11 protein-coding genes are annotated in these 12,315 nt (G+C 71.6%); 7 read left to right on the top strand and 4 right to left on the bottom strand.

The window, feature by feature from the left end; translation table 11 throughout:
- Window positions 1–15 precede the first annotated feature (15 nt).
- Complete coding sequence (locus tag NF556_RS14020; protein WP_252591533.1) at window positions 16–729, bottom strand: TIGR03089 family protein; 714 nt, start codon at window positions 727–729, stop codon at window positions 16–18.
- Window positions 730–862: 133 nt separating this feature from the next.
- Between NF556_RS14020 and NF556_RS14015 the strand changes: the two genes are divergently transcribed.
- On the top strand, window positions 863–1,807 hold the full coding sequence (locus NF556_RS14015) for a DNA-3-methyladenine glycosylase family protein (RefSeq protein WP_252591532.1): 945 nt from the start codon (window positions 863–865) through the stop codon (window positions 1,805–1,807).
- A 218-nt stretch (window positions 1,808–2,025) separates the two neighbouring features.
- Here NF556_RS14015 and NF556_RS14010 read toward each other — a convergent pair whose 3' ends face one another.
- Together NF556_RS14010 and cofD are read right to left on the bottom strand one after the other, a co-directional pair.
- Entirely contained in the window at window positions 2,026–3,072 is a 1,047-nt protein-coding gene (locus NF556_RS14010; protein ID WP_252591531.1) for a coenzyme F420-0:L-glutamate ligase, read from the bottom strand.
- Window positions 3,069–4,055, bottom strand: coding sequence for a 2-phospho-L-lactate transferase (gene cofD, locus NF556_RS14005; RefSeq protein WP_252591530.1), 987 nt, complete (start codon window positions 4,053–4,055; stop codon window positions 3,069–3,071). The genes NF556_RS14010 and cofD overlap by 4 nt, the downstream gene beginning before the upstream one ends.
- A gap of 271 nt (window positions 4,056–4,326) precedes the next feature.
- Between cofD and NF556_RS14000 the strand changes: the two genes are divergently transcribed.
- The 3 genes from NF556_RS14000 (at window position 4,327) to NF556_RS13990 (ending at window position 9,706) form a co-directional block, all read left to right on the top strand.
- On the top strand, window positions 4,327–4,581 hold the full coding sequence (locus tag NF556_RS14000; protein ID WP_114905503.1) for a WhiB family transcriptional regulator: 255 nt from the start codon (window positions 4,327–4,329) through the stop codon (window positions 4,579–4,581).
- A gap of 74 nt (window positions 4,582–4,655) precedes the next feature.
- Window positions 4,656–7,775, top strand: a complete 3,120-nt coding sequence (locus tag NF556_RS13995) for a glycosyltransferase (protein WP_252591529.1) — start codon at window positions 4,656–4,658, stop codon at window positions 7,773–7,775.
- Complete coding sequence (locus tag NF556_RS13990; protein ID WP_252591528.1) at window positions 7,775–9,706, top strand: DUF5719 family protein; 1,932 nt, start codon at window positions 7,775–7,777, stop codon at window positions 9,704–9,706. Before NF556_RS13995 ends, NF556_RS13990 begins: the two co-directional genes overlap by 1 nt.
- 78 nt (window positions 9,707–9,784) lie before the next feature.
- Here the strand turns inward: NF556_RS13990 and NF556_RS13985 are convergent, their stop codons facing one another.
- The gene (locus NF556_RS13985) at window positions 9,785–10,195 is read right to left on the bottom strand and encodes a metallopeptidase family protein (RefSeq protein WP_252591527.1); all 411 of its coding nucleotides are present in this window, start codon (window positions 10,193–10,195) and stop codon (window positions 9,785–9,787) included.
- Window positions 10,196–10,327: 132 nt separating this feature from the next.
- Here NF556_RS13985 and NF556_RS13980 point away from each other — a divergent pair, with 132 nt between their 5' ends.
- From NF556_RS13980 to NF556_RS13970, 3 genes are read left to right on the top strand one after another with little or no spacing between them, the layout of a single operon-like run.
- Window positions 10,328–10,681: a DUF3499 domain-containing protein gene (locus NF556_RS13980; protein WP_252591526.1), complete on the top strand. Its 354-nt coding sequence runs from the start codon at window positions 10,328–10,330 to the stop codon at window positions 10,679–10,681.
- 9 nt (window positions 10,682–10,690) lie between these two features.
- Complete coding sequence (locus NF556_RS13975; RefSeq protein ID WP_252591525.1) at window positions 10,691–12,112, top strand: phosphomannomutase/phosphoglucomutase; 1,422 nt, start codon at window positions 10,691–10,693, stop codon at window positions 12,110–12,112.
- On the top strand, window positions 12,109–12,315 hold the full coding sequence (locus NF556_RS13970) for a Trm112 family protein (protein ID WP_252591524.1): 207 nt from the start codon (window positions 12,109–12,111) through the stop codon (window positions 12,313–12,315). Before NF556_RS13975 ends, NF556_RS13970 begins: the two co-directional genes overlap by 4 nt.

The following is a 12,315-nucleotide window of genomic DNA, read 5'->3' as shown; positions in this document are numbered from 1 at the left end:
CCTCGCGGGGCGGGGTTAGGCGCGGACCGTCACACCCTCGCTGACCATCCGGGGGTCATCAGCTGCGGGGCCGGAACCACGCACCAGGACCAGGGACGACCCGGTCGCCAGGGCGTGGAGGAGGTGGCGGAGCAGATCGTATGCCGAGGGGTCAGTCACTAGGACCCGTGACCCAGGTGCCCAGGTGGCCGGGCCGAACAACTCCTCGTAGCCGATGCGATCACCGTCATGGACGAGCGCATCGTCGTCGGTCTCCGGCTCGTCCCAGGGCGTGAAGCCATCCCCGAAGCTGGAGACCTCCTTGGCCTCGTCCATCACGCCAGAGCGCAGCTCGCCGGGAAACTCCCGGGCCAGGGCAGCCAGCGTGACGGCGACAACCTCGTCGGCATCCTCGGCGGTGGGGGAGTCGGGATCGGTGGTGACGAACACGTCCGCGCCCTCGTGAGCGTCCAGGGTCAGCGTGGCGCCGACCGCCCACACCGCCAGGGCCCAGTAGCAGGTGCGCCAGTGGGGGCAGGGCAGGTCCAGCAGCACGATCGAGCCGCGCTGGACGTCCAGGCCCTCCTGCAGGGCATTGGCTGCCTTGGCGACCCAGTTGTCCAGCACGCGACGGGAGATCTCGATGCGTTCGCCGTGGGTGGGGCCGGGAGTGTCGTCATAGAAGGTGATGGCAGGCCGCGTCGGGTCCTCGTGCACGAGGTCGGTGAGCGCCTGGTGTGGGGTGAGCACGGGGTCACGGTAGCCGAGAGGAAGCGTGCATGCGGAACGACGCACAGGGCAGCTTCTCTCAGCGGCTTCCCTGAGCAGCTTCCCGCAGCGGCTTCCCTCGGGGCAGTCCCTGGCGTGTGATTGTCTGTCGGACGTGACTGCGACCAGCCCCCAGCGACCGCGCGCTCGACGGTGGTCCCCGGGACGCCCCGTGGACATCGCGGCGACGTGGGGCACGCTGCGGCGCGGCGCAGGGGATCCCACCTGGATCAGCGCCGACGGTGTGCTCTGGCGCGGTGTGCGCACGCCACTGGGGCCGGTGACTCTGCGCGTGGCGACCCGTCCGGCGGAGGGGCAGGTGGTGTCCCACGCCTGGGGTGGTTCCGCGGCCACCGAGTGGATCCTGGACCACCTGCCGCGGATGCTGGGCCAGGATGACGACGCGACGCTGTTCGTGCCGCGTCACGAGGCGGTGGCCGTCGCCCTCCAGCGGCGCGGGCAGGGCTGGCGGGTGCCGCGCACCGGGCTGGTCCTGGAGTCGCTGGTGCCGGCGGTCATCGAGCAGAAGGTGACGGGGCAGGAAGCCTTTGGCGGCTATCGGCGGATCGTCCGGCGCCTGGGGGAGCTCGCACCGGGGCCGGGGGAGGAGCTGGGCCTGTTTGTTGTGCCGGCACCCGAGCGGCTGCGCCAGGTGCCGTCGTGGGAGTGGCTGCGGATGGGCGTCAGCCCGCAGCGGGCAGACACGCTGATGCGGGTGCTGCGGGTGGCGGACCGACTGGAGCAGGTGGCCGATCTCCCACTGCCGCAGGCGCATCGGCGGATGCGGGCGCTCCCTGGCGTCGGGGTGTGGACCGCAGCCGAGACGGCGCAACGGGCTCTCGGTGATGCCGACGCCGTGAGCTTTGGCGACTATCACGTCGCCAAGAACATCGGGTGGGCACTGACCGGCCAAGAGGTGGATGACGACGCCCTGGCTGCGTTGCTCGAGCCCTATCGCGGTCACCGCTATCGCGTGCAGCGCCTGCTCGAGCTCGCCGGAGCGATGCGCCCGCGCCGTGGACCTCGGATGGCGCCTCGCGGCCACCTGCCCATCCGCTGACTGGCTCCCCGTCGCGGCGGCCCCGCGCACCCGGCGCCTTGCCCTTCCGCGCCACCCGGAGCCCCGCCCTTCCGCGTGTCGTGCACAGTGCAGACATCGTTGCGGCGTGTCGCGTGCTGACGCGCGGTGGAGGCAACGCCGATCCCGCACCATCGAGTCGGGTGCCCGGGGCCGGGTGCCCGAGGGTGCGAGCGAGGGGCTTCAGAGCAGGCGGTGACTCAGGGGAGCGGCTGCGAGGTGACGACCAGCTCGTCGAGGGACTCGCTGGCCAGGGCGACCTCCAGGCGGGCACAGAGGCGACCCGCCACGAAGGGGTCGTCGGCCTCGACGACGAGTCCTGCCTCGGTGGGGCGCACCTGCGCCGCCGGGGACTCGCCGTGCAGAGCGAGCCGGATCGCGCGGGCCAGCCGCTCGGCAGACGTCTCGTCCAGGGCGGAGGGGATGCCGACCTCGTCTGCGGCGGCGGACCCGGGAGCCACGCCGAGGGCGGAGCGGACCGCCTCAGCGGAGCCGAGGGCGAACCAGTCGCCGGGACCGGTGCGGACCAGCGACCGGGCACCAGCCGCACCTGGCTCGGTGACGGTGCCGTCCGGAAGTCCGCGGATCAGGGCGACCGGCACCGCAGCGGACTTGCCCTTGACCAGGTCGGCCGCGGCGGCGATCTCGTCGGCCACGGCCCGGGTGGTCACGGCCAGCTCGCGCCCGTCGCTGTCACTGCCACCGCGCAGGTCCTCGACCACGGCCACCGAGCACGCCCCGAGCGCGAAGTCGGTCTGCCCGGCACGCCACGGGCGTCCAGCGGTGTCGGTCACCACGATGCCGAAGCGCGGAAGTGGTTGCGGCGCATGGGCGCTCAGCAGGCTGGCATAGAGCTGGCGGGCGGCGAGATCCGGGTCGTGGGGCAGCAGCAGGAGCGCGCCGTCTGGTCCCGTGTTCGAGCCGTCGATGCCCGCCCCGGCCATGACCGGTCCGGCCAGGGCCTCGACGATACGGGTGGTCCCGGCCGGGGTGCGGCGCTCAGCGACCACGCGTCGACTCTGGGCGAGCACGGCCTCCGCGCGCCCGTCCTCGCTGGCCCGCAGCCCCTCCGACTTGGAGATCACCTTGCTCGAGACGGCCAGGACGTCCCCCTCGGTGAGGGTCAGACCGGCACGGACGAGCGCGTCGTGGATCAGCGCGCCCAGGTCGTCGCCCGCGGTGACCTCCGGTATGCCGTGGAGCGGGTGGATCGACACGGCACCCGAGCGGCGGGCCGAGTCGGTCATGCGCTGCGCTGGGTGGCGAGGTCGGCGGCCAGGTCGAGGGCGGCACCGGCGATCCGGGCAGCTCCCACCTCGTCCCGCATGCGCAGATCGAGAGGCCGGACCTGCAGACGCGGCCTGTTGACCGAGCCAGCGTCCGCCTCATCGATCAGCCAGCCGTTCAGGAAGTCGGCATAGAGCCCGGCGACGCCGTTGGCACTGACCTCGACGTCCATGGCCGACAGGCACGCGTCGGCGTGACCGCGCACGGGTGCGCCACCGATGATCGGACTGACGCCCACGACCGGTGCTCGGGACCCCCGCAGGGCATCCCGGACCCCGGGCACGCCGAGGATGATGCCGATCGACACGACCGGGTTGCTGGGCGGCAGCAGGATCACATCGGAGGTCCGGAGGGCATCCAGCACACCCGGGGCGGGGACGGCCTGCCCGAGGCCGGCCACCGTGAAGCGCCGGGCCGGCACGGCGGCCTGCAGCTGCACCCACCACTGCTGGAAGTGCACGGCGCGCTCGCCGCCGTCGGGGTCGTCGAGCACGACGTGCGTCTCGATCGGGGTGTCGGTGGCTGGCAGCACCCGGACTCCGCGCTCGGGCAGCCCCCACCGCTGCGCCAAACGCTCGGTGACCTCACTGAGGGTGTGTCCCTGCCCGAGCCACTGGCTGCGGGCGATATGGGTGGCGAAGTCCTTGTCACCCAGACCGAACCACTGGGGTTGGGCCCCCAGCTCGGCCAGCTCGGCCTGCACTGTGTGCGTCTCGCTGTCGCGTCCCCACCCCTGGCCCTCGTTGATGCCGCCGCCGAGGGTGTAGAGGATGGTGTCCAGGTCAGGGCAGATGCGCAGTCCGAACAAGGTGATGTCGTCGCCGGTGTTGCCGACGACGACGACCTCGGTGTCCCGGTCGCCGCGGACCTCGCGGAGTTCGTGCAGCAACCCGCGCACGAACCGGGCGCCGCCGACCCCGCCCGCCAGTGCGGTGATCCTCATGTGCTCGTCCTCATGCCGTCAACCTCATGGCCAGAATCCTCGCACCTGGGCCGCTCCGCCGTGGCACCGCGTCCTTCGTGGATCGGTCTGCGAACGTCCTGCAGGGGTTACTGGTGGGTCATAGCAGAGGTTGGGTAAGACGCCTAAAGCACGAGGTCAGACGACCGCTAGCAGATCAGGGCTTGACTATGGCGCATGACACGCGTGTAATTCTCTTGTTGTTACTTGTGCTGGGTGAGGGTTTGGAGGAACCGTGCACGAGCTGGAGATCATGACATTTTTGACGAGCACCGACACCGAGTCGGAGGAAGCCTCGTGGCAGGAGCGCGCCCTGTGCGCACAGACTGACCCCGAGGCGTTCTTTCCTGAGAAGGGTGGCTCGACCCGCGAGGCCAAGAAGGTCTGCGTCGGCTGCGAGGTGCGCGCCGAGTGCCTGGAGTATGCCCTGGCACACGACGAGCGCTTCGGCATCTGGGGCGGTCTTTCTGAGCGGGAGCGACGCAAGTTGAAGAAGCGCGCCGTCTAAGGGCGGCACCACCCATCGTGCCCGCCACACCCGCGACCCGGGTGCGCGATCGACCGCGCGTTCCGGTGGAGGACGTGACCGTCCTCCTCCTGACGCACCCCGGCGGACCGGTTGTGCTGCAGACCCTCGACGCACTCTCTGCGCAGCACCGACTCCCCGACCGGGTCGTCATCACCGGGCTCGCCTCGGATGATGACGAGATCGGCGAGGCGCAGGCTCACCCGCTGATCGCCGAGGACGGGGTCGACCTTGTCGTCCGGGAGCCCGTCCCGCACCCCGACCAGGACCCTCCGCTTTGGAGCATCATCGAGGACGCGCGCGCCGCCCTGGCGACCGACGCGACGCACTGGATCTGGATCCTGCACGACGACTCCGTGCCGGGGCCCGAGGCGCTCAGCAACCTCGTTGAGGCGACCCGCCGGTCGAGCGGTGTCGGCATCGTCGGTCCCAAACTGGTGCGCGCCGATGACCCGCGCCAGTTGGTGTCGGTGGGGCACCGCATCACCCGGGGCGGACGGGACGCCGACGCCCACATCGCTCGTGAGCTCGATCAGGGACAGCACGACCAACGGGTCGACATCATCGGGGTGCCGCTGCCCGGCCTGCTGGTCCGCAGTGATGTGCTGCACGCCGTCGGTGGCATCGACAAGGCGTTCGGCGACGGTGCGGAGGGGCTTGACCTGTCGTGGCGCAGCCATCTGGCCGGACACCGAGTCGTCGTCGCGACCGACGCCGTCGTGCGCCAGGGCAGCAACGGTCACCCCGCCCCGACACTGACGACCCGGCGCCGCACCCGCCAGATGGCACTCGCCCGAGGATCCTGGTGGGCGGCACCGTGGCGGGCCCTGGGCATCCTGATCACCTCCGTGCTGATGGGGCTGGGCCTGCTGCTCGTCAAGCGTCCCCAGCAGGCCGCGGCCGAGTTTGCCGACACCGGCGCAGTCCTTGCTCCGGCGCGGGGCACGGGTGCCCGCTGGCGCTTCCGGGGCCGCAAACGGGTGCGCCGACGCAACCTCTCCAGCCTCTTCGCCCCGGCCAGCAGTGCGTGGCACGGGACCTCGGACACGGTCCATGGAGCGCTGACCGATCGTGGTGCGCCTCGCGGAGGGGCAGCACTGGAGACCGGTCCGGTGTCGGAGGACGCAGAGTCGCTGGAGAGTGCCCCCAGTCGCTTCCGGACGCTGTGGAGCTGGCCACTGGTGCTCGCCCTGCTGGTGGCTGTCGGAGCCGCCCTCGTGCGGTGGCGAGAGCTCCTGCCCGCGCTGTCCGGGCGTGGCTATGGCGTCACTGGCGGGGAGGTGCACACGATCTCCGGCGGTTGGTCGCAGGTGTGGCACAGCTGGGCCGACCCCTGGACCGGGTCGGGGCTCGGCTCCGGCGCCGACCCGGGCGCCTGGTTGTTGCCGATGAGTGGCTTCACCTGGGTCGTGGAGCACCTGCCGTGGGTTGACGCCACGCGGTCGCCGGCGGCGGTGACGGTGGCGTGGCTGTTGTTCGCGGCGATCCCGCTGTCTGTGGCGTCGGCCTACTTCGCGTCCAGGGTGGCGGTGCGCGCCCGCTGGCCCCGGGCCCTGATCGGCCTGATCTGGGCCGGGATGGCGCCGTTGTCTGCCGGTGTGGACGAGGGCCGACTCGGGCCGGTGATCGCGCACGCAGCCCTGCCCCTCATCGTCGCCGGCGTCGTGGTCGCCGGGTCGCGGCGTCACGGCGTGCAGCGCACGACGGCAACCTTCGCCACCGTCCTGCTGACCGCCCTGGTGGGGCTGTTCGCTCCTGCCCTGCTGCTGCTGACCAGCCTGGGCGGACTGCTGGTCCTGCTCTTCGGCCCGGGCTGGGGGCGCCTGCGTGGCCTGCTGCTCGCGGTGCTGCCCTGGCTGCTGACCGGCCCCTGGCTGCGTGAGGTCCTGGCCGACCCCAGGACTGTGCTCGGCGGCGCGGGAACCACCGTGTCTGGAGGGCCTGACACCCCGGCCTGGCAGACCCTGTTGCTGCATGCCGGCGGGTCACTCTCGCCCACCGTGTGGTGGACCGTTCCCCTGCTCGTGCTCGCGGTTGGCGCCACGCTGCGGCGTGGACACCGGGGACGTCGGGCTGCTGGCCTGCTCATCGGCGCCCTGCTCGGTCTTGCCGCGGCGCTGGCCGCACCGCTGGTCCACCTCGGCGTGGTCCCTGCTGGCCACACCGACGCGGGCGAGATCGTGACGGCGTGGCCCGGACTCTTCCTCAGCGTCGCTGCCGCCTGCCTGCTGCTGGCCGCTGCACAGGCCGTGGAACTGCCGCCGGCCCTCGGCCGGCCTGCGTGGCACGCCCCGCTGGTCGCCGTGCTGACCGGTGTGGTCGCCGTGGCCGGTGTCGGCACCCTGGCCTGGACGGTCTGGGCCGGCGCTGGTGGGCCTCTGACCGCGGCAGCGCGCCCCTATCCGGCGGTCGTGGACGCCCAGGCGACCGGCCCCGAGGCCTCGCGGGTGCTGGACCTCACGGTGACTGACGACACGGTCACCTATCAGCTCGTCGGCGAGGAGCCGGGGCTCTGGGTGCGTGATCGGGTCGCTGAGATGGTCCGCACCGGGGCGGACACGTCCACCCCGGACCCGGGCGAGCAGGCACTGACGGACGCTGTGCTTGCCCTGACCGACACCGGCGACGCGAGCGACTCCAGCGCCGCACACGATGCCCTGCTGGACCTCGGGGTGGGGCACGTCGGGCTGCGCGCTGAGCCGGACGACCCACTGGTCGCGAGCCTGGATGCGACGGCGGCGTTGTCTCGCGTGAATGCTCCTGAGGACCTGATGCTCTGGCGGGTGGGCAGCGGAGGCACCGAGGACGCAGCGGTCCCGTCCGCCAGAGCGCGCCTGGTCGACAGCGACGGCACAGCGCTGGCGGTTGTGCCGGTCGACGGTCCGCACAGCGTGCTGCGGGACAGTGGTGAACCGCCGGAGGGCACGGCGGCCCTGGTGATCTCGGAGGCCGCGGGCTGGGCGCAGGTGGCCGAGGTTCGTGCTGGGGGCGAGCGCCTCGAGCCGGTCTCCGGCCAGTGGCCACCGCAGTTTGCGGTGACAGCAGGGGCGGCGGACCAGCTCCAGGTGACCATGCCGCCACCAGACCTGACCTGGCGGATCGGCACGGTTGCCCTGGCTGCCCTGGTGCTCTTCCTGGCCCTTCCCTTCGGTTCACGACGCAGGAGGTCTTCCTGATGGCGGGCAAGCGCAAGCGCAGGAGTGCGCAGGAGCCGCGGGTCGACGACCTCTTCTATGACAACCCCACCCCAGAGCCGGAGCCGGAGCCGGAGCCGCGTGACGGGGCCACTGAGAGTCCTGACGCTGGTCACCCCGATGGCGGCGGACCTGCTGACCCTGGTGTCGCGCAGGATCCGGACCGGCTTGGGGACTCGGTGCCGGCGGGTCCCGCGCAAGAGGACCTGCCCGAGGATCTCCCAGAGGATCTTGCAGGGGATGTCGCAGGGGACGGGACAGAGGGCGGGTTCTCCGATGCCGGAGAGCCAGAGGGCGAGTTCCCCGACGACGGAGAGCACAGTTATGCCGCCCGCGGAGACCGCGGCGGGCCTGGGGACGCGGACGATGCTGGCGCCGGGGGAGCAGCCCGCAAGGGGCGCTATGGGAGCGCAGGCAGATGGGTGCGGGCGGTGGCCATCACCGGCCTAGCCGCTGCTCTCGTCTATGGCGCCGGCTCAGGAAGCCTTGCTAGGCTCGACCTGGCGGCCGCCCTGGACCGTGCGGACTCCACACCCGAGCAGGCCGCCCAGCAGGCGGGCCTTGCCGTGATCAGCGACAGCACGCTCGGCTGTGTCGGCCCCGGGCTCGTGGGGCTCGACAACCCCAGCGTCCCCGAGACCGACCAGGGGGTCAGCGTGAGTGCGGGCAGCGCCCCGCTCGAGGCCCTGCCCGAGGGCGTGGCCGCTGAGGAGGGCGGTGGCATCACCCTGGGCGTCGTGCCAGACGGCGAGGTCAGCGAGGTGAGTGCCCGCGGCGAGGTGGCCACGCTGAGCGCGCAGGGATCCACCTGGGTTCGCGCGGTGGCCCAGGGTGCGTTGGCTGCCGGTTTCGCCGGGACACAACTGGGCTACAGCTTTGAGGAGCAGCAGTGGGGGATGGCCACCGCCGTGTGTGGTGGCGCTCTGGACGATCTCTGGCTGGTGGGTGGCGGTGACGAGACGGGGCGGGTCGAGCGGCTCATCCTGGCCAACCCGACCGGCAACCCGGTCACGGTGACTGCGGAGGTGCTCGGAGCGGCCGGACCGGTCAGTGTCGTGGGCGGCACCGGCATCGTGGTGCCGCCCGCAGGGCGGCACGTGGTCCTGCTCGACGCACTCGCGCCGGGGGAGGAGCGGCCCGTCATTCACGTGACCACGACCGGCGGACCGGTCGTTGCTGCCCTGGGAGACCGTTGGTTGGAAGGCACCGTGGACCGCGGGACCGAGGTGACCACCGCGACGGCGGCCCCAGGCACCAGCCTGGTCATCCCCGCTGTGCCGGCACCGCGCCCGGACTCGGCGGACATCGCGATGGTCCGCGTCGCAGCTCCCGGTCAAGAGGCCGCCGTTGTGCAACTGCGGGCGCTGACTCCCGACGGTCCGGTGCGGTTGGAGCAGGGGGTCACCAACGTTGCTCCTGGGTCTGTGGTGGATGTCGATGTCGCGGACCTGCCGGCTGGCACGCAGGGCATCGAGGTCAGCTCGGACACCCCTGTCCTCGCCGCAGCCCACGTGCAGCGACGCGCCGAGGCCGACGGGGCGGGTGACCTGGCCTGGATCCCCGCCACCGCGCCGACCAGCGAGCTGCACGGGGCGCCGCTGGCCACCAGCGCTGATGGCGCCATCAAGGGCTCACTGTCGGTCACCTCGCTCGAGGGCGCCACCGTGGAGGTGGTCACGGTCGTCGCTGGCGCTGTCGAGAGCAGCGAGGTGACGATCCCGGCGGCCTCCAGCCACACGGTGGAGCTTCCGGCACAGACCGAGAGCGTCTGGGTGCAGCCGCATCAGGGGACAGTGTCGGCGGCCGTGGTCTCCACACTCGAGCACGAGCTCGGCACGCTGATCGCCAGCCTGCCGCTGCCCGAGGCGGCAGTCACCCGCCAGCTGCGGGCGATCGCTCCCTGGATGCCGTGAGCAGTCACCTCGGGAACAGTCCCAGAGTAGGGCCCCAGAGCAGACCCAGAGCAGACCCAGAGCACCTTGAGCAGATCGCTAGAGCAGATCCTCGGGGTCGATCCCGAGCATGCTGGCCACCTGCTCAGCCAGGACCTCGTGGACCAGGGCGGCCAGCTCATCGTCCTGGCCGCGAGACTCCACCGGACGCCGGTAGACCACCACCCGGGCAGGCAACGAACCCTCGGCAGGAAAGAGTCGGCCCAGGGCGATGCCAGACTCCCAGGGCGCCGGATCGGCCGGCGGGACCTCCTCGACGGCAACCTCGAGGTCGCTGAGGTCACGGCCCAGACGGTGCTCGATCAACTGGATCGCATCCAGCACCAGATCGTCGAACCGGCCTGAGCGGGTGCGCATCGCCGGCACAGGCGGCCAGGCGAGCGGGCCACGCAACCCCCGGCCGTGACGGTCACGCCGCCGCAGCGCCGACTCCGGACTCCACCGGGCCATCACTCCACCTCCGTCGCGTCAGACCCGCGCAGTCTGTCACGCCAAGATCCGGGCACCGTCGCCGATCCAGGGCAGCCACGCATCGGCGTGGTTGCCGCACTGAACCGGCACAACGGCATACAGTCTTTGATCGTGGCTATCTCCCGTCAGTGCTCCAAGACCGCGTGCGGCAGTGCTGCCTTCGCCACGCTGACCTATGTCTACGCCGAGCAGACCGCGGTCCTCGGCCCGCTGGCCACCTATGCCGAGCCGCACTCCTACGACCTGTGCGACAACCACGCCCGGCGACTGACCGCCCCCCGCGGCTGGGACATCGTCCGACTCCAGATGGGGGAGGAGCCACCCGATGACCTGGTGGCCCTGGCAGAGGCAGTCCGCGAGCACAAGTCCCAGGAGGACCCCGGTGCGCGCCCGTTGCGACCGGCAGAGGCCAACGTCACCGAGGTCGGCCGACGGGGGCACCTGCGCCTGCTGCGCGACCGTTAGGCTCACCGGGTGACCACAGCGCGCCTCCAGGACTTCATCAAGGCCTACGACGTGCGCGGACTCGTGCCGGAGCAGCTCAGCCCGGCCGTGGCAACCGCGCTCGGCTCCGCCTACGCCCAGGTCGTGGTGATCCCCGAGGGCGCCACGGCCATGGTCATCGGCCACGACATGAGGCCCTCCTCGCCGGAGCTCTCCCGTGCCTTCGCGGCGGGGGCGGCGGCCCACGGCGTGGACGTGACGATGATCGGCCTGTGCTCGACCGACGGGCTCTACTACGCCAGCGGCGCCCGGTCGGTGCCGGGGGCGATGTTCACGGCCAGCCACAACCCGGCTACCTACAACGGCATCAAGCTCTGCCGGTCCGGTGCCCGTCCGGTCGGACTCGACAGCGGCCTGGCCGAGGTGCGTGACCTGGCCCAGTGGCTGCTCGACCGCGGGGCCGAGCACGACCTGCCCGCCGGCGCGAGCGTGGGCAGCATCGATCAGGCAGACCTGCTCGACGACTATGCCGACTTCCTGCACTCCCTGGTGGACCTCTCGGAGGGGCGCCCGCTGAAGGTTGTGGTGGACGCGGGCAACGGCATGGCCGGCCACACCGTGCCGGCCGTCCTGCAGCGATCGAACCTCCCACTGGAGATCGTCCCGCTGTATTTCGAGCTGGACGGCACCTTCCCCAACCATGAGGCCAACCCCCTGGAGCCGGAGAACCTGCGTGACCTGCAGGCAGCGGTCCTCGCGCACGGGGCCGATCTGGGGCTCGCCTTCGACGGTGACGCTGACCGCTGCTTCGTGGTCGACGAGCGCGGTGAGCCAGTCACCCCCAGTGCGATCACGGCCCTGGTGGCTGCCCGTGAGATCGCCCGCGAGGTCGCGGCCGGAGTCGACCCCGCCGAGGTCGCGGTGGTCCACAACGTCATCTGCTCGCGCGTCGTGCCCGAGACGATCTCCCAGGCCGGGGCACGACCCGTGCGGACCCGGGTCGGTCACTCCTACATCAAGGCCCACATGGCCGAGCACGACGCCGTGTTCGGTGGTGAGCACTCCGCCCACTACTACTTCCGGGACTTCTGGTTCGCCGACACCGGGATGCTGGCGGCGATGCACGTCCTGGCGGCCCTCGGGGGTCAAAGGGGTGCGCTGTCGGACCTCGTGGCGTCCTATGAGCGCTATGCCGGCTCCGGCGAGATCAACTCCCTGGTCGAGGATGTCCCCGCGGCGACGGCCCGGGTCCGGGCCTGGGGCGAGGAGCAGGGCGCTAGTGTCGACCTGCTCGACGGCCTGACGATGGGCGTCGGGACCGGAGACGAGTTCTGGTGGATCTCGCTGCGGCCCAGCAACACCGAGCCGCTGCTGCGGCTCAATGTGGAGGCCTCCGACGAGGCCACCATGACGACGATCCGTGATGAGGTGCTGAGGATGGTGCGCGCATGACTGATGCAATCGAGCCCTGGGTGCGGGAGATCCTGCGCTGTCCAGTCGGCCGCCACGAGCTGGTCGACGCCACCAACGACGCGGGTCAGCCGGTGCTCGAGTGCGCCCAGGACTGCGGCGGAGCCGGCCAGCGCCGGCAGTTCCCGATCACCGAGGGGATCCCCGTCCTCCTCGAGAGCGACGCCACCACCATCACGCGCTGA

It is taken from the genome of Ornithinimicrobium faecis (assembly GCF_023923225.1).
GTDB lineage: Bacteria > Actinomycetota > Actinomycetes > Actinomycetales > Dermatophilaceae > Ornithinicoccus > Ornithinicoccus faecis.
Note: the sequence above shows the minus strand (reverse complement) of the source record. Positions and strands in the feature narration are given on the sequence as shown.

What these genes read in the sequence shown, in the direction of transcription:
- NF556_RS14010 (WP_252591531.1), bottom strand. Translation starts at nt 3,072, where the DNA reads ATGACCGACTCGGCCCGCCGCTCGGGTGCCGTGTCGATCCACCCGCTC.
- NF556_RS13985 (WP_252591527.1), bottom strand. Translation starts at nt 10,195, where the DNA reads ATGGCCCGGTGGAGTCCGGAGTCGGCGCTGCGGCGGCGTGACCGTCAC.
- NF556_RS13970 (WP_252591524.1), top strand. Translation starts at nt 12,109, where the DNA reads ATGACTGATGCAATCGAGCCCTGGGTGCGGGAGATCCTGCGCTGTCCA.
- NF556_RS13990 (WP_252591528.1), top strand. Translation starts at nt 7,775, where the DNA reads ATGGCGGGCAAGCGCAAGCGCAGGAGTGCGCAGGAGCCGCGGGTCGAC.
- NF556_RS14000 (WP_114905503.1), top strand. Translation starts at nt 4,327, where the DNA reads ATGACATTTTTGACGAGCACCGACACCGAGTCGGAGGAAGCCTCGTGG.
- cofD (WP_252591530.1), bottom strand. Translation starts at nt 4,055, where the DNA reads ATGAGGATCACCGCACTGGCGGGCGGGGTCGGCGGCGCCCGGTTCGTG.